18 protein-coding genes are annotated in these 22,415 nt (G+C 69.7%); 4 read left to right on the top strand and 14 right to left on the bottom strand.

Annotated features, from left to right (window positions below):
- Positions 1–30: 30 nt before the first annotated feature.
- Positions 31–1,545 (bottom strand): AMP nucleosidase, encoded by a 1,515-nt coding sequence (locus ACE3SG_RS19155; protein WP_374567704.1) that lies wholly within the window; start codon positions 1,543–1,545, stop codon positions 31–33.
- 110 nt (positions 1,546–1,655) lie between these two features.
- Between ACE3SG_RS19155 and ACE3SG_RS19160 the strand changes: the two genes are divergently transcribed.
- Entirely contained in the window at positions 1,656–2,177 is a 522-nt protein-coding gene (locus ACE3SG_RS19160) for an EF-hand domain-containing protein (RefSeq protein WP_374567706.1), read from the top strand.
- A 220-nt stretch (positions 2,178–2,397) separates the two neighbouring features.
- Positions 2,398–3,339 carry a sigma-70 family RNA polymerase sigma factor gene (locus ACE3SG_RS19165; RefSeq protein ID WP_374567708.1) on the top strand — a complete coding sequence of 314 codons (942 nt, stop codon included), beginning with the start codon at positions 2,398–2,400 and terminating at the stop codon, positions 3,337–3,339.
- Here the strand turns inward: ACE3SG_RS19165 and ACE3SG_RS19170 are convergent.
- From ACE3SG_RS19170 to icmF, 3 genes are all read right to left on the bottom strand, one after another.
- Positions 3,303–4,439 (bottom strand): GGDEF domain-containing protein, encoded by a 1,137-nt coding sequence (locus ACE3SG_RS19170; protein WP_374567709.1) that lies wholly within the window; start codon positions 4,437–4,439, stop codon positions 3,303–3,305. The genes ACE3SG_RS19165 and ACE3SG_RS19170 overlap by 37 nt on opposite strands.
- A 164-nt stretch (positions 4,440–4,603) precedes the next feature.
- On the bottom strand, positions 4,604–6,505 hold the full coding sequence (locus tag ACE3SG_RS19175; RefSeq protein WP_374567712.1) for a M48 family metalloprotease: 1,902 nt from the start codon (positions 6,503–6,505) through the stop codon (positions 4,604–4,606).
- Positions 6,506–6,604: 99 nt separating this feature from the next.
- On the bottom strand, positions 6,605–9,895 hold the full coding sequence (icmF, locus tag ACE3SG_RS19180) for a fused isobutyryl-CoA mutase/GTPase IcmF (RefSeq protein ID WP_374567714.1): 3,291 nt from the start codon (positions 9,893–9,895) through the stop codon (positions 6,605–6,607).
- Positions 9,896–10,069: 174 nt separating this feature from the next.
- On the opposite strand from icmF, the gene ACE3SG_RS19185 reads away from it, so the two are divergent.
- Positions 10,070–10,837 (top strand): type III pantothenate kinase, encoded by a 768-nt coding sequence (locus tag ACE3SG_RS19185; RefSeq protein ID WP_374567716.1) that lies wholly within the window; start codon positions 10,070–10,072, stop codon positions 10,835–10,837.
- A gap of 101 nt (positions 10,838–10,938) precedes the next feature.
- Positions 10,939–12,069 (top strand): DUF1566 domain-containing protein, encoded by a 1,131-nt coding sequence (locus ACE3SG_RS19190; RefSeq protein ID WP_374567717.1) that lies wholly within the window; start codon positions 10,939–10,941, stop codon positions 12,067–12,069.
- A gap of 72 nt (positions 12,070–12,141) precedes the next feature.
- On the opposite strand, the gene ACE3SG_RS19195 is transcribed toward ACE3SG_RS19190, so the two are convergent.
- The 10 genes from ACE3SG_RS19195 to ACE3SG_RS19240 all read right to left on the bottom strand — a co-directional run bounded on the left by ACE3SG_RS19195 (position 12,142) and on the right by ACE3SG_RS19240 (position 22,390).
- A complete protein-coding gene (locus ACE3SG_RS19195; protein ID WP_374567718.1) occupies positions 12,142–13,017 on the bottom strand; it encodes a potassium channel family protein in 876 nt (291 codons plus the stop codon).
- Positions 13,018–13,074: 57 nt separating this feature from the next.
- Positions 13,075–14,043: a Bug family tripartite tricarboxylate transporter substrate binding protein gene (locus ACE3SG_RS19200; protein ID WP_374567719.1), complete on the bottom strand. Its 969-nt coding sequence runs from the start codon at positions 14,041–14,043 to the stop codon at positions 13,075–13,077.
- Between the two features lie 108 nt (positions 14,044–14,151).
- Positions 14,152–15,486, bottom strand: coding sequence for an ATP-dependent protease ATPase subunit HslU (gene hslU, locus ACE3SG_RS19205; RefSeq protein ID WP_374567720.1), 1,335 nt, complete (start codon positions 15,484–15,486; stop codon positions 14,152–14,154).
- Complete coding sequence (gene hslV / locus ACE3SG_RS19210) at positions 15,483–16,034, bottom strand: ATP-dependent protease subunit HslV (RefSeq protein ID WP_374567721.1); 552 nt, start codon at positions 16,032–16,034, stop codon at positions 15,483–15,485. The genes hslU and hslV overlap by 4 nt, the downstream gene beginning before the upstream one ends.
- A 193-nt stretch (positions 16,035–16,227) precedes the next feature.
- A complete protein-coding gene (locus tag ACE3SG_RS19215; protein WP_374567722.1) occupies positions 16,228–18,189 on the bottom strand; it encodes an STAS domain-containing protein in 1,962 nt (653 codons plus the stop codon).
- Between the two features lie 49 nt (positions 18,190–18,238).
- Positions 18,239–18,997, bottom strand: a complete 759-nt coding sequence (dksA, locus tag ACE3SG_RS19220) for an RNA polymerase-binding protein DksA (protein ID WP_374567723.1) — start codon at positions 18,995–18,997, stop codon at positions 18,239–18,241.
- Positions 18,998–19,125: 128 nt separating this feature from the next.
- Complete coding sequence (locus tag ACE3SG_RS19225; protein WP_374567724.1) at positions 19,126–20,172, bottom strand: GTP-binding protein; 1,047 nt, start codon at positions 20,170–20,172, stop codon at positions 19,126–19,128.
- A gap of 232 nt (positions 20,173–20,404) precedes the next feature.
- Entirely contained in the window at positions 20,405–20,911 is a 507-nt protein-coding gene (locus ACE3SG_RS19230) for a tetratricopeptide repeat protein (RefSeq protein ID WP_374567726.1), read from the bottom strand.
- Positions 20,912–21,026: 115 nt separating this feature from the next.
- The gene (locus tag ACE3SG_RS19235; protein WP_374567727.1) at positions 21,027–21,809 is read right to left on the bottom strand and encodes an anti-sigma factor domain-containing protein; all 783 of its coding nucleotides are present in this window, start codon (positions 21,807–21,809) and stop codon (positions 21,027–21,029) included.
- Positions 21,806–22,390, bottom strand: a complete 585-nt coding sequence (locus ACE3SG_RS19240; RefSeq protein ID WP_374567729.1) for a sigma-70 family RNA polymerase sigma factor — start codon at positions 22,388–22,390, stop codon at positions 21,806–21,808. The genes ACE3SG_RS19235 and ACE3SG_RS19240 overlap by 4 nt, the downstream gene beginning before the upstream one ends.
- Positions 22,391–22,415 lie beyond the last annotated feature (25 nt).

Here is a 22,415-nt window from a genome sequence, read left to right on the forward strand (position 1 = left end):
CGGGCCAGGCCGCGGTGGCGGGGGCGCGCGCTACTGGAACGCCACCTCGGCAAAGCCGCGCAGCTTGCGACTGTGCAACTGGCCGACGCTCGATTCGCGCAGCAGCTCGAGCGCGCGCACGCCGATGCGCAAGTGCTGGTCGACCCGCTCGCGGTAGAAGTGGTTGGCCATGCCCGGCAGCTTGATCTCGCCGTGCAGCGGCTTGTCGCTCACGCACAGCAAGGTGCCGTAGGGTACGCGGAAGCGGAAGCCGTTGGCCGCGATGGTGGCCGATTCCATGTCGAGCGCGATCGCCCGGCTCTGGCTGAAGCGGCGCTCGGGGCCCGGGTGCGGCAGCAGCTCCCAGTTGCGGTTGTCGGTCGACGCGACCGTGCCGGTGCGCATGATCTTCTTCAGCTCATAACCCGACAGTTGGGTGACCTCGGCCACCGCGTGCTCGAGCGCCAGCTGCACCTCGGCCAGCGGCGGGATCGGCACCCACAGCGGCAGCTCCTCGTCCAGCACATGGTCTTCGCGCACATAGCCGTGGGCCAGCACGTAGTCGCCCAGCTGCTGCGTGTTGCGCAGGCCGGCGCAGTGGCCGAGCATGATCCACGCGTGTGGTCGCAGCACAGCCACGTGGTCGGTGATGTTCTTCGCATTGGCCGGGCCGACGCCGATGTTGACCATCGTGATGCCGCCGTGGCCCTCGCGCACCAGGTGGTAGGCCGGCATCTGCGGCAACCGCGGCGGCGGGTGGCCGGCGCCGGCTGCGGGCAGGCCGACGCGTGGCGTCACCACGTTGCCCGGCTCGACGAAGGCGAGGTAGTCGCTGTTCGGATCGCCCATCCACAGGTGACCCAGGCGGATGAACTCGTCGATGTAGAACTGGTAGTTCGTGAACAGCACGAAGTTCTGAAAGTACTCGGGCGCGGTGCCGGTGTAGTGGCGCAGCCGGTGCAGCGAATAGTCGACCCGCGGCGCGGTAAACAGCGCCAGCGGGTGCGGGTCGCGCGGGGCTGGCTCGTAGGTGCCGTTGGCGATGCCGTCGTCCATCGCGGCGAGGTCGGGCAGGTCGAACAGGTCGCGCAGCCGCATGCGCCGCTCGGGCGTCATCGTGCCTTCGAGGTGGTCGGCCTCGGCGAGCGAGAAATGCACGGGGATGGGCTGCGTGCCCAGGCCGATGTCCAGCGTCACGCCGTGGTTGCGCAGCAGCAGGCGGAACTGCTCGCGGTAGTAGTCGGCAAAGAGCTCGGGCCGGGTCAGCGTGGTCTCGTAGGTGCCCGGGCCGGCGACGAAGCCGAAGCTCAGCCGCGTGTCGGCGCGCGCGACCGTGTCGGTCTGCACCCGCACGCTGGGGTACCAGGCGCGCACGCGGCTCGGCGGCTCGTGCCCGGCGACGTAACTCTGCAAATGGTGGCGCAGGTGTTGCACCTGGCCCTGGTAAAGCGCGGCCACCTGGGCCAAGGCAGCGTCGGGGTCGTCGAAGGTCTGGCGGGGGGTGAAGGGGGCTTCGGTCATGCACCATTCTCGCGCCACCGCGCGACGGCTCGGCACGCGCGGCAACGGGTAAATTCGCGTAAAGGGCGCACCGCCCGGTCGCCCGCTGCCGCATCCTCGTGCGTTGCCTGAAGTGGTGGCACCGTCGTCGCCGCTCGTCTTTCGAGGAGAACGCATTGAACCGCCAAACCTGGGCCGCGCTGGCCGCCACCCTGACCCTGATCACCCCGCTGGCCAGCCATGCGCAAGCGGCCGTCGACCCCGTGCCCGCCCCTTCATTGGCGCCGCCCGCGCCACCGGTCGAACCCACGGCGGCGCCGGCGCCGATGGCCCCACCGGCGCCGGGGGAAAAGCCGCAACGCCTGCCGCACGACAAGTTCGCCCAGGTCGACACCAACCGCGACGGCGTCATCAGCCGTGACGAAGCCGCCGCGGCGCCGCAGCTGGCCGGCAAGTTCGACGAGATCGACACCGACCGTGATGGCCGCGTGGCGCCGGCCGAGTTGAAGGCCTACGCCAAGACGCACCGCGGCGGCGCCAAGGGCGCCTTCTCGAAGATGGACGGCAACGGCGACGGCGTGATCACCCGCGACGAAGTGGCCGCCAACCCCAAGCTGGCCCGCAAGTTCGACGCGGCCGACCTGGACCACGACGGCCGCGTGACGCCCGACGAAGCCCGGGCGGCCAAGAGCAAGTAAGGCGCCCGCCACGGCCGCCAGGCACCTGGGCGGCCGGTGACGAAAGTCGCTTGACGCGCGGCGCGGTGTCGAGACCGCACCCTCCGGCCCAGAGGGGCGGCCGCAGCGCCGCCCACCCCCGCACGCCCTTTGCCATCCAGGCCAAGGCGGACATTGGCCGCATTTCCCCCCACTTTTATGGGCTCGTGCGGCCGCGCGGCGGGCCTATGATGTACTCACCATGATCTCGATGCAGGGTGTTCCTTCGGTCCTGATCGCCAAGAACCAATCCTGGGTTCGTAAGCAGGCGCAGGCGTTGGTGCGCCACCTGCCGGCGAATGTCGAGCGGGCCGACCTGATCCAGGTCGGGCTGATCGCCGTCGCGCAGGCTGCCGTCAGCTTCGAGTGGGAGGGCGACCGCGACACGACGGAAGCCCAGGAGGCCTTCGTGCGCTACGCGCGCATGCGGGTCAAAGGCGCGATGCTCGACGAGCTGCGCCAGATGGACTACCTGAGCCGCGGCGAGCGGCGCAAGATCAAGGTCATCCAGATCGCCCGCGAGCGCCACCGCCAGACGCACGGCGCCGAGCCCAACTACACCCAGCTGGCCGCGGCCACCGGCCTGGCCGCCGACGAGATCAGCTCGCTGATGCAGGCCGACCAGATGGGCCGCCACCAGGTCAACCTCGACGCCGACGAGAGCGACGAAGGCGGCGACCACGGCCACCGCTTCCACCCGGCCACGCCGCAAGAAGAAGTCGAGGCCCGGGTCGACACTGGCATCGTGATGCGCCGGCTCGAAAGCTTCTTTGCCGACCTGCCCGAGCGTGAGCGCATGGTCATCGACGCCTACCTGGGTGTCGGCCTGACGCCGCTGGAGGTGGCCAAGTCGCTGAAGGTCACGCCGTCACGCGTCTCGCAGATCTACCACTCGGTGGTGCGCCGGGTCGCGGTGCATTTCGGCAACGTGCCGAGCCGCGCGACCGACCGCTACCCCGACAAATCGTCGGAAGAGTTTGCCGAGCTGATGCGCCAGCGCGAAGAGCAGCTGCACCGCACGCCGCAAGACGCCTGGGACGAAATGATGGAGCAAGTGCTCACCCAGCGTGGCCGCGACAAACCGCCGCCCAGCAGCGGCGAAGACGACTACATCGAGATCACGCCGACCACGCGCTGGGGCTGATGCGCCTCGCCGTCGGCGGGTGATTCATCGCAGACGCGGTCGCGGCCGGCGGCCTTGGCGGCGTACAGCGCCCGGTCGGCTCGGCCGATCAGGCTGTCCACCGAATCGTCGGGTCGGCATTCGGCCACCCCGAGGCTGAGGGTCACCGCCAGCCCGTGGCGCCATGGCGCTGCGGCGGCGGCTTGGCGGATGCGTTCGGCCAGCTCGTGCGCGGCATGCAGGCCGGTGGCGGGCACCAGCAGCAGAAACTCTTCGCCGCCCCAGCGCGCCAGTCGGTCCGAGCCGCGCAGCTGGGCGCCCAACAAGCTCGACAGCGTGACCAGCACCTCGTCGCCGGCGGCGTGGCCGGCGCGGTCGTTGATCTGCTTGAAGTGGTCGACATCGATCAGGATCACCGACATCGGGTGCACGCCGCGCCGCACCAGTGCGTGGTTGGCGGCCAAGTGGTCGGCGATCGCGCGGCGGTTGAGCAGGCCGGTCAGCGGGTCGGTCGACGCCACCTGGTGCATCACCTCGACCGTCGCTTCGCTGCGGTAGAAATCGGCTCGCAGGCGGGCGATGGCCAGCAGCACGAAGACGTAGATCACCTGCGCAATGGCCAGGTTCTGCATCATCGGCTTCAGGTAGCCGGGCCAGTGCGGCATGTCGCCTGCGGCCAGGTGCCCCAGCACGACGCCGGTGCTGGCGAGGTACAGCACCGCCGAAAACGCCAGCGCCGCCCGCAGGCCCAGGAAGACGAACGCGGTGCCGTAGCCCATCGGCAGCCAGAACAGCGTGGTCAGCAGCTGGTAGGGGTCGGGCTCGGTGGTGGGGCTGGAGAACAGCGCACCGTTCAGCGTCGACAGCAGGTAGGCGTTGAAGGCCAGCACCGCGGCCACCCGCGCCCAGTCGGCGCGCTGCGGCCACCAGGTCAGCACGCCGGCGCAGGCGCCCAGCGTGACCATCAGCGCCGGGTAGCCGCGGCGGTCCCACGGCGCGAGGTCACCGCTGCGGGCTTCGAGCACCCAGATGATGCCGATCGCCACGCAGCCCGCCAGCAGCAAGGCGCGCAGCATCTTGCTCTCGCGGTTCAGCGTGGGGTGGGAGGGCGGGGTGTTCATGTCGATCCGGCGCAGGGCAGGGCACCCGCGGGCCGGGTTCGTGGGCGGAATTCTGGGTCGCGCCTCAGGCCCGCGGTGGGCCGATGAGCGGCACAAAGCGCCGCCAGACTTCACTGCCCCCGGGCGGCCGGGCGGCCGGGCGAGAGGCGTGCGCCCGGCCGTGCTCAGATGACCTGGGCGCCGTCCACGCGTTGCAGCTTCTCGCCGTAGTCGCCGTACTCGCCATCCAGCGTGCAGACCATCACGTGGATCGGCCACTCCAGCCGGGCCAGGCGGTTGACGATGTCCTGCTGGCGGTTGCGCTGGCGTGCCCACCAGGTCAGCCTGAGGCCCAGCACATAGGTGTGGGCGCTCGGGTCCGATGGCAGCTCGCGCCGCACCAGGTAGGCGGCGTCGATGCCGTCGCGGTCGACCCGGCCCAGCAACTGCTGGACGGTGGCCAGCGCGTCGGCATCCAGCCCGTGCGGCCGCACCAGGTGCTGGGTGCTCAGCCGGCTCGCCTCTTGCTGCCGCCGGGTGTCGAACGCATCACGCTGGCGCCAGCGCTCGGCAAAGCTTTCGGCGCGGGTGTCGTCGCCCCGCTGCTTGAAGAAGCTGAACGCGCGCTCGCAAGCCGGCTTGATCGCGTCGGCGTCCAGCGCCATCGCGCGCTCCAGCAAGGCCAGGCCGTCTTCGTCGTCCTTGTCCAGGCGCAGCACGCCTTCGAGGTACAGCGCCGCGGCGCGGTCCGGGTGCTGGGCGTTGTAGCCGGCCAGCGCCTCGCGCCAGTCGGTCTCGGGCTCCAGCTGCACCTGCAGTTGCAGGCGCTCGAGCTCGTCGTCCGGGCTGCGTTCGGCCTGCGCGCGCAGGGCGGCCAGGCGGCTGCGCCGGGCCTGGATCTCGCCGTGGCGTTCGCCCCAGGGCTGGGTGACGCGTTCGGCCCAGGCGGTCTGGAAATGCTCGTGCAACTTGGGCAGTTGTGCCCCCAGCCACGCCTCGGCGGCGGACGGGCCCTGGCGTGGCCGCGGCTGGGCCTGCATCGCCTCGGCCTGGCCGGGCAGGGCGGCCAGGCGCGCTGCCAGCGCCGGGTGCGTGTCGGCCAGGCTGGTCTCACGCGCCAGGGCCTGGCTCAGCCAGCGCTGGGCGTTGTCGGTGGCCAGCTCGGTCCCGGCTTCGGCAGCCCAGCGCGCCAGCAGGTCGCGCGGCGGCTGCGGCTGGTCGGGGATGCGATCGAGCGTCTGGTTCAGAAAGCTGTCGTAGCGCGGGCTGGCGAGGTTGACGCGCTTCAATGCGTCCGCGGCGGCTTGCGCGCCCACCAGGTCGACCGATGCGCGGTCGGCCTGATATTCGTTGGCCCGCGCCAGCACGAAGGTGTAGGCGTTGAAATACGGCGCGTACCAGCCGATCAGCCGCTGCAGGCCGCGGCCGGCAAAGCCTTGCCACTGCTCGGCATGGTGCTGGATCGTGCCCCAGCTCAGGCGCAGGCGGTAGATGAAGGCGCCGAAGCGGCTGTGCGAGCCGGCCAGGTGGCCGTATTCATGTGCCACCACCGCCATCGCCTCGTCGGGCGACATGCTGTCGAGCAGTGGCAGGCCCAGCAGCAGGTAGTTGCGGGGAAAGCCGATCAGGCCGAATAGCGGGCGCTGGACCATCGCGGCGTTGATCTGGTCGATCAGCAGCACGTGGTGCACCTTCGGGCCACCGAGCCGGCGGCGCATGTCGTCGATGGCGGCGAACAGCGCGGGCGCCTGTGCGGCGGTCAACTCCAGGCCCTCGGGCGGCGGCAACCGGACGAACAGCGCGCGCAGCGAGTTCTTCAGCAAGAACCACAGCGGGATGGCCAGCAAGAGGAGCAGCTTGCCGAGCTTCAACAGCAGCAGCAAGGCCTTGCCGCCGGTCAGCAGCGTGGCGACGGCCACGCCAGCCACCAGCAACAGCAGCCCCAACCCGGCCACGCCGAGCACCAGGGCCAGGATGCCGAAGCCCAGCAAGGCCAATGCCGCGACCTTGATCGCGTAGCTGCGCGGGTGCTCGGTGCTCTCGCGCTCGAGCCGGCCCACCATCTGGGCAAAACGTTCTGCGTCCATCCATCCCCCCATGCGCGCCTGTGCGGCGCTGTCCTGGCGGGATTGTCGCGTTTGCCTCGGCTGGCCGGAGCGGGGAAAGCCCGGCCCCGGCGGCATCCGTCACATGCTGCGTCGGTACTGGCCGCCCACCTCGAAGAGGGCGGTGGTGATCTGGCCCAGCGAGCACACGCGCACCGCGTCCATCAGCACCTCGAACACGTTGCGGTTCTCGATCACCGCGGTTTGCAGGCGCTGCAGCATCGCCGGTGATTCGCCGGCATGCTGGGTGTGGAAGTCGGCCAGGCGGGTCAGCTGGCTCTGCTTTTCCTCGTCGGTCGAGCGGGCCAGCTCGATGTGCTCGGGCACCGGGTCGCCATGCGGGTTGCGGAAGGTGTTGACGCCGATGATCGGGTACTCGCCGGTGTGCTTCTGCATCTCGTAGTGCATCGACTCTTCCTGGATCTTCGAGCGCTGGTAGCCGGTCTCCATCGCGCCCAGCACACCGCCGCGCTCGGCGATCTTCTCGAACTCGGCCAGCACCGCTTCTTCGACCAGTTCGGTCAGCTCTTCGATCACGAACGCACCCTGGTTCGGGTTCTCGTTCTTCGCCAGGCCCCACTCGCGGTTGATGATCAGCTGGATCGCCATCGCGCGGCGCACGCTCTCTTCGGTCGGCGTGGTGATCGCCTCGTCATACGCGTTGGTGTGCAGCGAGTTGCAGTTGTCGTAGATCGCGATCAGCGCCTGCAGCGTGGTGCGGATGTCGTTGAACGCGATCTCCTGCGCGTGCAGGCTGCGGCCCGAGGTCTGCACGTGGTACTTCAGTTTCTGCGAGCGCTCGTTGGCACCGTAGCGGTCGCGCATCGCCACCGCCCAGATGCGGCGCGCCACGCGGCCGAGCACGGTGTACTCCGGGTCCATGCCGTTGCTGAAGAAGAAGCTCAGGTTCGGTGCGAAGTCGTCGATGTGCATGCCGCGCGCGAGGTAGGCTTCGACGAAGGTGAAGCCGTTGCTCAGCGTGAAGGCCAGCTGCGAGATCGGGTTCGCGCCGGCCTCGGCGATGTGATAGCCGCTGATCGAGACCGAGTAGAAGTTGCGCACGTCGTGGTGCACGAAGTACTCGGCGATGTCGCCCATCACCTTGAGCGAGAACTCGGTCGAGAAGATGCAGGTGTTCTGGCCCTGGTCTTCTTTCAGGATGTCGGCCTGCACCGTGCCGCGCACGTTGGCCAGCACCCAGGCGCGGATCTTGGCCGCTTCGGTGTCGCTCGGCTCGCGGCCGTTGTCGGCGCGAAACTTGTCGAGCTGCTGGTCGATGGCGGTGTTCATGAACATCGCCAGGATCGTCGGCGCCGGGCCGTTGATCGTCATCGAGACCGACGTCGTCGGGCTGCACAGGTCGAAGCCCGAGTACAGCACCTTCATGTCTTCGAGCGTGGCGATGCTGACGCCCGAGTTGCCGACCTTGCCGTAGATGTCGGGCCGTGGCGCGGGGTCGGCGCCGTACAGCGTGACCGAGTCGAACGCGGTCGACAGGCGCTTGGCCGGCATGCCCTCGCTGACGAGCTTGAAGCGGCGGTTGGTGCGGAACGCATCGCCCTCGCCGGCGAACATGCGGGTCGGGTCTTCGCCTTCACGCTTGAAGGCGAACACGCCGGCGGTGTAGGGGAAGCTGCCGGGCACGTTGTCCAGCATCAGCCACTTCAGCACCTCGCCGTCGCACTCGTAGCCCGGCAGCGCGACCTTGCGGATCTTCGAGCCCGACAGCGTGGTGTGGACCAGGCGGGTGCGGATCTCCTTGTCGCGGATCTTCACCACGTAGTCGTCGCCGGCGTAGGCCTTCTGCATGTCGGGCCACTGCGCCAGCAGGTGGCGTGCGTCGGCACCGAGCTGGCCTTCGCGCTGCTGCGCCAGGTTCAGCACCGCGTCGCGTGCGTTGGTCTTGTCGGGGTTGGCTTCGGTCAGCATGCGCGCAGTGGCCTTCAGCTGCTGCACCTCGCGCGCCAGGCGCGACTGGGCACGCGCACGGGCCTTGTAGCCGCGCACCGAGTCGGCGATTTCGGCCAGATAACGCACACGCGCCGACGGCACGATCGGCGTCTGGTGCGTGCTGTGGCGCGTGGCCACCGGCGGCAGCCGGCCTTCGCTCAGGCGCAGGCCCACCTGGCCCAGGCGCTCACGAAGGGCCTGGTACAGCGCCGTCACGCCGTCGTCGTTGAAGCGGCTGGCCATCGTGCCGAAGACCGGCATCTGGTCCGGCATCACCGTGAAGGCCTCGCGGTTGCGCTGCACCTGCTTGCTGACATCGCGCAGCGCATCGGCCGCACCCTTGCGGTCGAACTTGTTGATCGCCACGAACTCGGCGAAGTCGAGCATGTCGATCTTCTCGAGCTGGCTGGCGGCGCCGAACTCGGGCGTCATCACGTACATCGGCACGTTGACCAGTGGCACGATCGCCGCGTCGCCCTGGCCGATGCCCGAGGTCTCGACGATCACCAGGTCGAAGCCGGCCGCGCGGGCGGCGGCGATCACATCGGGGAGCGCGGCCGAGACTTCGCTACCAGTGTCGCGTGTCGCGAGCGAGCGCATGTAGACGCGCGAACCCTGGCTCCACGGCGAGATCGCGTTCATGCGGATGCGGTCGCCGAGCAGCGCACCACCGCTCTTGCGGCGCGACGGGTCGATCGAGATCACCGCGATGCGCAGCGCGTCGTCCTGGTCGAGGCGAAAGCGGCGGATCAGCTCGTCGGTCAGGCTCGATTTGCCGGCGCCGCCGGTGCCAGTGATGCCCAGCACCGGGGCCGGGTGGGCCTTGGCCGCGTCGTGCACGGCGGCCACCAACTCGGCATCGGCCTTGCCGTTTTCGAGCGCGGTGATGAGCTGGGCCAGCGCGCGCCAGGCGGCTTCCGAGTGGCCCTGGATCGCCTTCACAGTCTTCGGCGCATGCACCGACAGATCGGCATCGGCGCGCATCACCATCTCGCCGATCATGCCGGCCAGGCCCATGCGCTGGCCGTCTTCGGGGCTGTAGATGCGCACGCCTTGGTCGGCCAGGGCGCGGATCTCGGCCGGCACGATCACCCCGCCGCCACCGCCGAAGACCTGGATGTGCGCGCCGCCGCGGGCGCGCAGCAGCTCGACCATGTAGCTGAAGTATTCGTTGTGGCCGCCCTGGTAACTGGAGACGGCGATGCCCTGCGCGTCTTCTTGCAGCGCGGCGGTGACGACCTCGTCGACCGAACGGTTGTGGCCCAGGTGGACCACCTCGGCCCCCATGCCCTGCAGGATGCGCCGCATGATGTTGATGGCGGCGTCGTGGCCGTCGAACAGCGACGCGGCGGTGACGAAGCGCACCTTGTTCGTCGGGCGGTAGGCGGCCAGGGCTTTGTACTCGGCGGACAGGTCGGTCATGGCAGGACTCGCGGGTGGACGGTGACGGGGCGTCTGGTTGACGTTTACGTAAACGTCAATTGTGCATGATGCCGGCATTCGGCAAAAGTCAGTCTGACACTGCTCGCCCAGGCTTGCTCGGGGTTTTCCCCGCTGCGCGCCGGGCCATGCCGCCGGCTGCTACGCTCGCGCCCCATGAGCTTCATGGCCATCGACATCGGGAACACGCGGCTGAAGTGGGCGCAGTACGCCTCGCCCCAGCCGGGCGCAGCGCTGCTTTCACACGGCGCTGTGTTCCTCGAGACCATCGACGAGATGGCCGAGAAAGAGTGGAAGACGCTGGTGCCGCCGCGCAGCATGCTGGGCTGCGTCGTCGCGGGCGAGGCGGTGCGCCGCCGCGTCGAAGAGCAGCTCGAGCTGTGGGACCTGACGCCGCGCTGGGTCGTCTCGTCGCCGCACGAGGCCGGCGTGACCAACGGCTACGACCACCCGGCGCGGCTCGGCGCCGACCGCTGGGTGGCGATGATCGGCGCGCGTGGCCATGTGCTGGCGCGCGGGCCGGCCCGGCCGGTGCTGGTGGTGATGATCGGCACCGCGGTCACGGTCGACGCGCTGGACACGCAGGGCAAGTTCCTCGGCGGGCTGATCCTGCCCGGCCACGGCATCATGCTGCGCGCGCTCGAAAGCGGCACCGCCGGCCTGCGCGTGCCTACCGGCGAGGTGATGCGCTTCCCGGCCAACACGTCCGACGCGCTGACCAGCGGCGGCACCTACGCGATCACCGGTGCGATCGAGCGCATGCACCGCCACCTGGCCGAGCACTGCGGCGAGCCACCGGTGATGCTGGTCACGGGCGGCGCGGGCTGGAAGGTGGCGCCGCACCTGGACCTGCCGCACGAGTTGATCGAATCACTGATCTTCGACGGCCTGCTGCACATCCAGTCGCACCGCCTGGCCCTGTGACGGCTTGTGGGGCGCGACGCCCCCCCGGTGACGAATCTTGAGGATACGGGTACCGCGGCGTGCCAGGATCTTCGGCTCTGACCAACCATCGAGGTATGCCGATGCGCTTGCCGCTCTCGACCGTGTTCACGGTCATCGCCCTGGCAGCCCCGGCCAGCCGCGCCGCCGGCCCGTTCACCCTCAACGACACCGGCCAGGCCCGCTGCCTGGACGCCGGGGGCGAACTCGGTGGCGACTGCGCCGGCAGCGGGCAGGACGGCGAGTTCGGTCGCGATGCGAGCAAGCCCTTCGACGGCGATGGCCACGCCGGCTTTCGCTTCGTGCGCGTCTGCGGCAATGGGGACGAAGCCGGCCAAGGCGGCTGCCCGGCCGAACCCGTGCTCGGCATCGAGCCGCAACAGTGGGCCTGCACGCGCGACCGTGTCACGGGGCTGACCTGGGAGATCAAGACCACGGACGGCAGCGTGCGCGACATGGCGCGGCAGTTCACGGTGGTCGATGTCCACGAGCCCAGCCCGCTGGCACTGCTGGATGCGCTGAACGGCGCCGCCATCTGCGGCATGACCTCGTGGCGCTTGCCCGGCACGCTTGAACTGCATTCGATCGTCGACCATTCCCGCCCCCGAGGCGAGGGTGGTCTGGCCATCGACCAGCGCTATTTCCCGAATACCCAACCCAACGACTACCACAACGCCTGGCCGGCCGACAGTTGGCGCACCGCGATCGACTTCGGGCGCGGCTTTGCCCACGCGAGGATCGGTATCGAGCCCCACTACCTGCGCGCCGTCTCGTCGCCCAAGCGCCCACTGCCGGCGCCTCGCTACCGGCCGTTGGGCGACGGCAGCCAGGTCGAAGACGGGTACACCGGCCTGATTTGGGCGCGCTGCCCCGTTGGCACCACCTGGTCGACCGGCGCGTGCGTGGGGACACCCGCCTTGTTCACTTGGCGCGAGGCGCTGGCCTGGGCGGCCGGCCAGCCAGGGTGGCGTGTGCCCAATGCCAAAGAGGCGATGAGCCGGGTCGGGGCGCAGATCCTCGATCGCCCGGCGAACCCGTACTACGAGGCGTTCCCCATCCGGTCTGAAGGCGCGCAGTGGACCTCGACGCCGGCGCCGCGTGAGGCGGGCCGGGCGTTCCAGTTCGTCAACGGCCACGATGTGCTGTCGCAGAGCCTGCTCACCGAGGCCGTTCACCGCCCTGGGACGCTGCTGCTGGTGCGCGATACGCGTTAAGGCAACGCTGAACAAGTCCCTCGCGGGCCGCGCAACTCGCGCAGCGCCGTCACGGCGTGGCAGCCGATCGAGTCACTGGTCTTTGGCGACCCGCCGCACATCCAGCTGCACCGCCGGGCCGGGTGGTGGCGCTGGGTCGTCGGCCCTGGGCAGGGCGTCGCGCAGCGCGGCCAGCTCCAGCCGGATGGCCGCCATCTCGCGCCGCATGTCGTGCAGGATCTCGTGCTCGATCCGGCGCTCGCCGGTCTCGACCCAGCGTGACGCGATCGCCGCGGTGACCAGCGTCAGCACCCCATAACCCAGCAGCACGACGAAGACCGCGAAGATGCGTGCGGCCGGCGTGGTGGGCACCAGGTCGCCGTAGCCGACCGTGGCGGCGGTGGTGAACGCCAGCCACAGGCCGGCGCCCAGGTTCGGCGTGGTCGGTTCGATCCACCAGAAGCCCACGCCGCAGGCGCCCAGCACCAGCACCGACACCAGCAGCAGGTAGCCCAGGCCGCCGCGGGTGATCAGGTGCTGGATCGCCCAGACCATGCGCCACAGCGTCACGAACGCCACCGTCAGGCGCAGGGCCAGCGCGGCGGCCGAGTGGCTGCTGGCCGGCAGCCACGCGGCGCTGGACAGCCCGACGATCAACAGCAGGTCGAGCGGGTTGGCCCGCACATGACCGGCCGGCGAGTGGGTGTGGCGGCTGACGCTGCGCAGCGCCAAGGCCACCACCAGCGCGGCCACAGCGTAGACCGCCGCCGTCCACGCCGGCGGCGCCGCCTGCATCAGCTGCGCATAAAAGGCGGGGATCGTTGCCAACAGCGCCAGCAGCACCGGCCAGCGCCAGAGGCGTTCGCTGCGGGCGGCCGCCGTGTTGTCGCGCGGCGCGCGCAGCAGCCACCACCCGTTGGGCGATTTGGCAAAGCTGTGGCTGTCCAGCGCCAGGTGACCCCAGTTCATCTCGCCAGCGTAGCCGGCCAACAGGCCACCGGCTTGACCGAGATCATCTCGCCGGGCTCAGCCCTTGAGCTTGAGCATGTGCGCCACGACCCCGGCGATGCTCTGGTCGACCTCCAGCGCCTGCTTGAACTGCTCGCCCACCAGCAGCGCGCCCATCCAATCTTTGGCCGCCACGGTCTGCTGCCAGGCACTGGTTTCGGTCGCGCTGACGACCAGGTCGCGCAGCGCGGCCTTCTGCACATCGCTGATGCCGGCGGGGCCGAACACGCCGCGCCAGTTGGCCAGCTCGATCGGCAGGCCCTGCTCGCTGAGCGAGGCAATGCCGTGCAGGCTGCGCCGAGACGACACTGCCAGCGCGATCAGGCGCTTGGCTTCGATGTCGGCCTTCAGCTCGCTGTAGCCCGAGATCGCCACCTGCGCCTTGCCGCTGTCGAGCAGCGCGAGCGACTCCTTGGCGGCGGTGGCGGGTTCGTAGCGCAGGCGGTCGGTGTCCAGCCGCATCTGGCGGATCATCATGCCGGCCAGCATGTGGTCGACACCGCCGAGCGAGCCGCCGGTGAAGACGACACCACCCACGCCGCGCTGCAGCTCGGCGGTCAGCGCCTTCAGGTTGGCCAGCTTCGAGCCGGCCGGCGCCACCAGCGCCAGGTAGTCGTTGGTCAGTCGCGCCATCGGCGTCACCTGGGCCAGCGTGACCTTGGGCTGCGACGCGGCGATCGCGCCGACCATCACCATGCCGCCGACCAGCAGTGCGGCGGGGTCGTTGTTGAAGCGTTCGACGAAATCGGCCAGGCCGATCGTGCCGCCCTTGCCGCCTTTGTTTTCGTAGACCACCTTCTGCACCAGGCCCGCGGCCACCGCCGCATCGCCCAGCGCATGGCCGGTCTGGTCCCAGCCGCCACCCTCGCCGCCGGGCACATAGATGCGCAGCTGCGGCAGAGGCGCGGGTTTGCCGTTGGCCGCGCGAGCGGCCAACGGACCCCAAGCCGTGGCGGCCAGCGCCAGGCATTCACGACGTCGAACCATGGGAAGCCTCCACAACCGAGCTCGAAGTGAGGAGCCCAGTCTGTGTGATCAGACTGTCAATCGGCTGGCACGACCCTGCGGGTTTTCAGGGGGCCGGCCGGCAAGGCTTCACAGGATATAGCGTGACAGGTCTTCGTTGCGTGCCAGCTCGCCCAGGCGGGCCGAGACGGTGTTCGCATCGATGGTCACCGTTTCGCCGCTGCGCTGCGGCGCGTCGAAGCTCAGCTCGTCGAGCAGGCGCTCCAGCACGGTGGACAGCCGGCGGGCGCCGATGTTCTCGGTGCGCTCGTTGACCTCGTAGGCGATCTCGGCCAGCCGGTGCACCGCGTCGGGCGCGATCTCCAGCGTGACGCCTTCGGTTGCCAGAAGCGCCTGGTATTGCTGGATCAGGTTGGCCTGCGTGCCCGAGAGGATGGCCTCGAAATCGGCCACCGACAGCGCCTGCAGCTCGACCCGGATCGGGAAGCGCCCCTGCAGCTCGGGGATCAGGTCGCTCGGCTTGCTGAGGTGGAACGCGCCCGAGGCGATGAACAGGATGTGGTCGGTCCGCACCAGGCCGTACTTGGTATTGACGGTGGTGCCCTCGACCAGCGGCAGCAGGTCGCGCTGCACGCCCTGGCGCGAAACGTCGGCGCCCTGGCTGTTCTGGCGCGAGGCGACCTTGTCGATCTCGTCGAGGAAGACGATGCCGTTCTGCTCGACGTTGCTCAGCGCGCGGCCCTTCAACTCGTCTTCGTTGACCAGCTTGGCGGCCTCTTCGTCGGTCAGCGCCTTCAACGCGTCGGCGATGCGCAGCTTGCGCGTGGTCTTGCGCGCCTGGCCCATCTGGGCGAACAGGCCTTGCAACTGCTCGGCCATTTCTTCCATGCCGGGTGGGGTCACGATCTCCATGCCCGGCTTGGCCTCGGCCAGCTCCAGCTCGATCTCCTTGTCGTCCATCGAGCCCTCGCGCAGGCGCTTGCGCATCGTCTGGCGCGCGGTCGAATCGGCGGCCTTGTCGTCGTTGCCGCTGCCGAAACCAACGTTGCGCGGCGGTGGCACCAGCACGTCGAGCACCCGCTCTTCGGCCGCGTCCTCGGCCCGCATGCGGGCCCGGGCCAGCGCGGCGGCGCGCTCTTGCTTGATCGCCACCTCGACCAGGTCGCGCACGATCGAGTCGACGTCCTTGCCGACGTAGCCCACCTCGGTGAACTTGGTCGCCTCGACCTTGATGAACGGCGCATCGGCCAGCTTGGCCAGCCGGCGCGCGATCTCGGTCTTGCCGACACCGGTCGGCCCGATCATCAGGATGTTCTTCGGCGTGATCTCGGCCCGCAGCCCGGGCTCGACATGCTGGCGGCGCCAGCGGTTGCGCAGCGCAATCGCGACCGCGCGCTTGGCGTCCTGCTGGCCCACGATGTGGCGGTCCAGCTCGGAGACGATTTCGCGGGGCGTCATGCTCATTCGAGTATCTCGATGGTGTGGTTCTGATTGGTGTAGATGCAGATCTCGCCGGCGATCTCGAGCGAACGCTTGACGATGTCGGGCGCGCTGAGCTCGCTGTGGCCGAGCAGCGCGCGCGCCGCGGCCTGCGCGTAGGGGCCGCCGGAGCCGATGGCCACGATGCCCAACTCGGGCTCCAGCACATCGCCGTTGCCGGTGATGATCAGCGAGGCTTGCCGGTCGGCCACCGCCAACATGGCCTCGAGGTTACGCAGCACCTTGTCGGTGCGCCAATCGCGCGTCAGCTCGATGGCGGCGCGCACCAGGTGCCCTTGGTGCTTGTCGAGCTTGGCCTCGAAGCGCTCGAACAGCGTGAAGGCATCGGCCGTCGCGCCCGCAAAGCCGGCCAGCACCTTGTCGTGGTGCAGCCGGCGCACCTTGCGCGCGCTGGCCTTGATGACGGTGTTGCCCAGCGTCACCTGGCCATCGCCACCCAGCGCCACCTGCCAGCGCCCGTCGGGCAACTGGCGGCGCACGCTCAGGATCGTCGTGCCGTGATAGGAGTCCATGGAATCAGTCTTCTTCAAATCGAAAGTCGAGCATGCCACGACAAGATGGCGGCACAGCGATGCCCTTCAAGGGTGATGTCTTTTGGCGGCGCTCCGCAGGAGCCGCCGCACTTCAAGTGGCGTGCGCGGATCCGGCTTCGCCGGGCCGCTGCGCGAGCCCCCTTGGGGGGCAGCCTCGGGAGAGGCGTGGGGGCTAACTTTGTCGTAGTTGCATGGCGACGTGTTCGCTGATGCCCATCGCGTGGAACATCAGCGCCACCAAGCGGTTCACGTCGGTGAACGTGATCTGGCGCTGCTCGGCGCGCTTGGAGATGACCCAGTTCAGCAGGTCGCCGGCGGCGACGAAGTCGACCCGGATCAGCAGCGCGCACGAGATGCGCACCAGCTTCGAATCGCCCAGCCGCTGGTCCAGGTGTTTGAGCAGCGCGGTCTGGTCCCCCGCCAGCTGGCCCGAGATCTCGAGGCTGGTGACCTCGACCTCGCCGCGGCCGTCCGGTGCGTCCATCACCGAGGTGACCACGTCGCCGACCGACGACAGGATCGCCGAGCGGGTGTTGGCCGACGGGCCGCTGACGCGCACCGTGCACTTGGTCGGCTCCCAGCTGGGCGGCGACACCTCGTAGGTCACGCAGTAGTCGATCGCGACATCGTCGAACTGGTCGGGCCGGTTGACCAGGCGCAGCGCGTCCAGCCGTGCCAGCCAGAAGGCCGGGTCGGCATCGCGCACGCCGACCGGCGCGGCCTCTTGCAGCACGTCGAACAGCTTGTCGGCCGCCAGCCAGTGCATCGTCAGCTTCTCGCCGGCCCATTGCTGGAACTGATGGCGCAGTTCGGCCGCGGCGGCCGGTTCGATGCGCTTGAGCTGGGTCCAGTCCAGCACCCAGGGCATCGACATCTGCAGCAGCTGCGACGACAGCTGGGCCAGCCCGTCGTGGGTCAGCAAGGGGTCGCAGACCCAGCCGATCTGACTGCTGGCCTCGGCGGCAGTGGTGCCGCTGGCGGCGCGCTGCGCGGCGGCGGCATCGGCCAGCAGCTTGGGCAGCGAATACCACTGTGGCGGCGAGCGGTGGCACTGCTCGGCGAAGCTCATCGACAGCGAATCGAAGCGCTGCTGCTGGCCGGTGGCGCGGTACAGGTCGAACAGCACCAGCCAGGTGTCTTCGTGGTGCTGGCGCGGCGCGCCGTGGCTGGTCAGTTGCACCAGCACGTGCTCGCTGTGCGCGAAGTCGGCGTTGGCGAACGCGATCACCGCTTCGTCCAGCTCCGGGTCATGCTTGATCTCGCGCACCTCGACCTCGGGCAGGTCGGTGATGCGGCCGATCGGCAGCCGCGCTGCCGGCGCCGGCGCAGGGGTGGCTGGCGCAGGGGGCTCGACAGCGTGGGTCGAGGCGGGGGCCGTCGGGGCGAAGTCGAACGCCAGCGGCGGCAGCTCGCGGGGCGCCGGCGGGGCCGGGGTGGCGACGGGGGCCGCTGCCGGCGTGGGGGCCACGGGCGGCGCAGCGGCCGGGCGGGGCGCGGGCGCCGCCCGCGGCTCGACCACGCCGCCGCCGCCAACGGCGCCACCAACGGCGCCCATCGGCGGCAAGGTGATCGGGCCACTGCCGTCGGCGCGCAGCTCGAGCGGGATCGTCGCCTCAGGGTCGATCGGGTGCGTCAGCACCGGCGGCGGCACCTTCAGGTGCGGCGGGCCGAAGCCGGTGTTCGGCCCCGGGCTCGGGGCCGGCGCGGCCGCTGCCGGCTTGGCCGGCGGGATCGGGGTGAAGGCCATCGGCCGCGAGGCCGACAGCGGCGCCACGCCGACCATCTGCTTCTCGATCGCGTCGATCTTGGCCTTGACGGCGCCGTCGGCCAGGCTGGACGGGCGGCTGGCCCGCACGTCGACCTCGTCGAGGTTCGAGTTGGCCAGCGCCGCCGCCTGCTCGGGCGTCAGGCCCTCGCGGCGGATGCGGCGCAGCATGTCCAGCTCGCGCTTGCGGACGAAATCGTTGCGCCGCTTGCGCTCGATCATCGCCTTCAGCTCGGCCCGATCGGAATCGGCGAACTGGCTCAGGCGGCTGTCTTCGACCTTCTGGATCAGGTCTTTGGCCGGACCGGCGACCTTGCGCACCACGCGGCGCAGCAGGCCACCGCTTTCACCGTCGTTGTCGTTGGACATGGCGGCCGGCTCAGGCTTGGGCTGAAGGTGAGGTCGGGCAGGACAGGGCTCAGTCCCCGAACATCTTCTGCTTCATCTCGCGCCGCTGCTGCGCTTCGAGCGACAGCGTGGCGGTCGGGCGGGCCAGCAGGCGGCCCAGGCCGATCGGCTCGCCGGTCTCGTCGCAGTAGCCATAGTCGCCGGCCTCGATGCGGCCCAGCGATTGCGAGATCTTCTTCAACAGCTTGCGCTCGCGGTCGCGGGTGCGCAGCTCGAGGGCGTGTTCTTCTTCGATCGTCGCGCGGTCGGCTGGATCGGGCACGATCGAGGTGTCTTCGCGCAGGTGCTCGGTGGTTTCACCGGCGTTGGACAGCAGCGCGTCTTTCTGTTCCTGCAGCCGGCTGCGGAAGAACTCGAGCTGCTTCTCGTTCATGTACTCGGACTCCGGCATCGCCAGCAGTTCGGCTTCGGTCAGGTCGCGACCGGCCTTCGTCTTCCAGGCATTGGCGAGCTTGGGGTCCGCCTTGGTGGCACTCTTCACGGCATTCATCGGTTCTGGATAGGTCTTTGTCGCCTGTTTCGCGGGGGCGAAACGGTCGGTGAAGCTGGCGGTGGAAGGGGTGGGTGCGTGAGCCCGGGACGGCGCGGCCGGAGCGGGTATCTTGGCCGGTGCTGCTTTGGCCGCGGGGGCTTTGGCAGGCGCTTCGGCGACGGATTTCACGCTCGCGGCTTTTGCCGTTGCTGCCTTGGGGGTGGCCTTCGGGGCAGCGTCGGGCTTGGTCGCGCTTTCCTTGGCTGGGGCCGCGCTTTTCGCCGGTGTCTTGCTCACGTCCGTCTCCTCACCACATGGCATGGGATATGGCGGTTATACCCCTTGGGCGGGGGCGCTTGTGGTGCAACCGCCACGGTTTGGGCGCGCGGATTGTAGCCACGTGATGTGCCCCTGGCTGACCCGGTTCAAACCAGGCAGCCCTCCAGGCCTTGCAGCAGGATGTCTTTCGGCAGATCGATGCCGATGAACACCATCTTGCTGGTCTTTTTTTCGCCCGGCGCCCATTTGGGGCCGAGATCGCTGCCCATCAGCTGGTGCACGCCCTGGAAGATGACCTTGCGGTCGCTGCCCTTGAGGTACAGCACGCCCTTGTAGCGCAGCATCTTGGGGCCGTAGACCTGCACGATGGCGCCCAGGAAGTCTTCGAGCTTGGCCGGGTTCAGCGGCTTGTCGGCGCGGAAGACGAAGGACTTCACGTCGTCGTCGTGGGCGTGGTGGTGCGGGTGGTCGCAGTGTTCGCCGTGCTCGTGGTCATGACCATGGTCGTGATCGTGCCCATGGTCGTGGCCGCCATCGTCGTTGAGGAACTCGGGGTCGATGTCGAGCTTGGCGTTGAGGTTGAAGCCCTTCAGGTCGAACACGTTGGCCAGCGGCACATCGCCGAAGTTGACCCGGCGCTGCGGCGCCCGCGGGTTCATGTGCTTCAGGCGGTGCACCAGGTCGTCGACCGCGACTTCATCGACCAGGTCGGTCTTGCTGATGAAGATCTGGTCGGCAAAACCGACCTGGCGGCGCGCCTCTTGGCGGCTGTCGAGCTGCTCGTTGGCGTGCTTGGCGTCGACCAGGGTCAGGATCGAGTCGAGCAGGTAGCTCTCGGCCACCTCGTCGTCCATGAAGAAGGTTTGCGCCACCGGGCCGGGATCGGCCAGGCCGGTGGTCTCGATCACCACGCGTTCAAAGTCCAGTTCACCCTTGCGCTTGCGGGCGGCCAGGTCGGCCAGCGTCGAGCGCAGGTCTTCGCGGATCGTGCAGCAGACGCAGCCGTTGCTCATCTGGATCACCTGCTCTTTGCTTTCGGTGACCAGGATGTCGGTGTCGATGTTCTCTTCGCCGAATTCGTTCTCGATGACGGCGATCTTCTGGCCGTGGGCCTCGGTCAGCACGCGCTTGAGCAAGGTCGTCTTGCCGGAGCCGAGGAAGCCGGTGAGGATGGTGGCGGGAATCAGGGACATGGTGGGGCGTGGTGGTGAAGGCGCTGCATCGCGCGGGCCAGACAAAGCAAGGCAGCCAGCCCCGGGCGACGATGCCCCAGCCTGCCAGGGGCAGCCGGGGCATGGACTCTGGGGCAGCAACCATGCCCTGTCAAGCGACAGGGGCATGGCCCGCCGTCGCCTGCAATTGGGGGCGACCGCCCCCATTTTCAACCGCCTGCTTCACCCCACACGCCGGGGGTTCATGCCGGCCTCAGGGCTTGGCGGCGTAGACGTTGCCGTTGGCCTTGTAGCGGGCGATCGAGGCCTTCAGGTCGGTGTATTCGGCGCAGGGCAAGAGGCAAACCTTGTCCAGCGTGGCCAGGCGGGCCTCTGCCTGCGGCAACTGGTTCAGCACCAGGTACAGCTCGCCCGAATACTCCAGCGCGCCCTTGTGCTTGGGGTCGATGCGCAGCGCCTCGTTGTAGTACTGCTCGGCGGCGGCGTAGTCGGGCACCTTGGCCTTGCGGTGGCTGTAGCCCATCAGGTTGTTCCAGTCGGCGCTGCTGCGGTCGTCGACCTTCTTCAGCTCGTCGATCGCCGCGACCCACTTGTTCTGCTGGATCAGCTCGCGCGCGCCGGCCAGCTTGTCGGGCGCAGCGCTGGTGGTGCTGGGGCCGGTGTCGGCCGCCTGGGCGCTCAAGGCCAGCGTGGCGGTGGCGAGGGCGGCCAGGGCCAGGCGGGCGGTGGTCAGGCGAACGGTGCGGGCGAAGTCGGTCATCGTGGATCCTCTGGTGTGAAGTGGCGCCACCCTTGGCGCTCGCTGGCACCTACGGGGGGCGCCGGCGTTTGGACGCAGCGGATGCAGAAAAATCTTCGTCGGCCCGTCACCAGAGTCACCAGAGCTTGGCGCAGGCGCCTTCGGCCAGGAAGGGTTGTGTCGGGGCTGCGGGTGGCGGCGCGTCGGCCGGCTCCAGGCTGACCGCCAGCCGGTCGACCTTGGCGAAGATCGCTTCGGACGCCGCCGGCAGCTGCAAGGTGCCAGGGCCCGGGCCGGCCGGCAGCGCACCGACCGGGATCGCGGGCCCGCCGTCCTTGCCCAGGGCCCACAGGCGCGCCACCTGGCCGGCGGGCAGCTGGTAGGTCGGCTGCAGCCATTTGATCGTCAGCACCTGGCCCTGCCGGCGCGAGCTGGCCAGCACCAGCGCGTTGCCCTGGCTGTCCGACAGGATGCCGACGTAGGCCGCCGGCAAGCCCGGCCCGGCCGCTTCGAGGCCGACCTTGGCGGCCCAGGGCGGCTGCCAGCGCAGCGCGGCCACCGCCAGCACCGCACCGGCCAGCACGCCCAGCACCAGGCCGGCGCCGGCCGGGCCGCTGCGTGGGCCGACCGGCAACCAGCGGCCCCACCAGCCGGCGGCCTGTCGTTGCGACGCCGGGGCCGGCGATGCCTGGCCGAACAGCCGTGTTTCGATGTTCGCCCAGACGGCGTCGCGCGGCGCGGCCGCGGGCACCGCCTCGGCCAGCCGGGCCAGCCGCTGCTGCCAGGCCTCGACCACCGGCCGTGCCTGCGGCGCCTCGCGCAGCACACGCTCGAAGCGGCGCCGGGCGCGGCCCCGCAGCGTGCCGACGGCGTAGTCGCGCGCCAGCGCCTCCAGCCGGGGGGGATGCAGGTAGTTCATCGCGCGCCCTCCGCTGCCGTGTCGTCGCCGAGGCAGGCCTTGAGCTTGTCCAACCCGCGCCGGACCCAGGCCTTGACGGTGCCCAGCGGTGCCGCCAGCGTCTCGGCGATCTCGCCGTGGGCCAGCCCGCGGTAGTAGGCCAGTGCCACCGCCTGGCGCTGCGGCGCGCTCAACGAGGCCATGCAGCGGTCCAGCCCCAGCTTGGCGATGCTGGCGGCCAGCAGCTGCGGCGGCTCGGCCGCCGGGTCGGCAGGCAGGTCCATCGTGTCGTCGTCCAGCGCATGGGTGCGGGCCATTTCTTCGCGGTGGGCGCGCAGGCCGTCGATGGCACGGTTGCGCACGATGTTGATCAGCCAGGTCATCGGGCTGGCGATCGCGCGCTGGTAGCCGCCAGCGTGCTGCCAGACGCTGACGAACGCCTCTTGCAGCACCTCTTCGGCCTGCTCGCGGCGCAGCGTGATGCGCCAGGCCACGCCCAGCAGGTGGGCGCTGGTCAGGCGGTACAGGCGGGCAAAGGCTGCGCGGTCACGCAGGGCAATGCGTGACAGCAACTGGGCCAGGTCGTCGGTCGGTTCGTCCACAGGGGCGCTCGGGCAGCAGCGGGGT

The organism is Ideonella sp. (assembly GCF_041914305.1).
Classification (GTDB): Bacteria; Pseudomonadota; Gammaproteobacteria; order Burkholderiales; family Burkholderiaceae_C; genus Ideonella.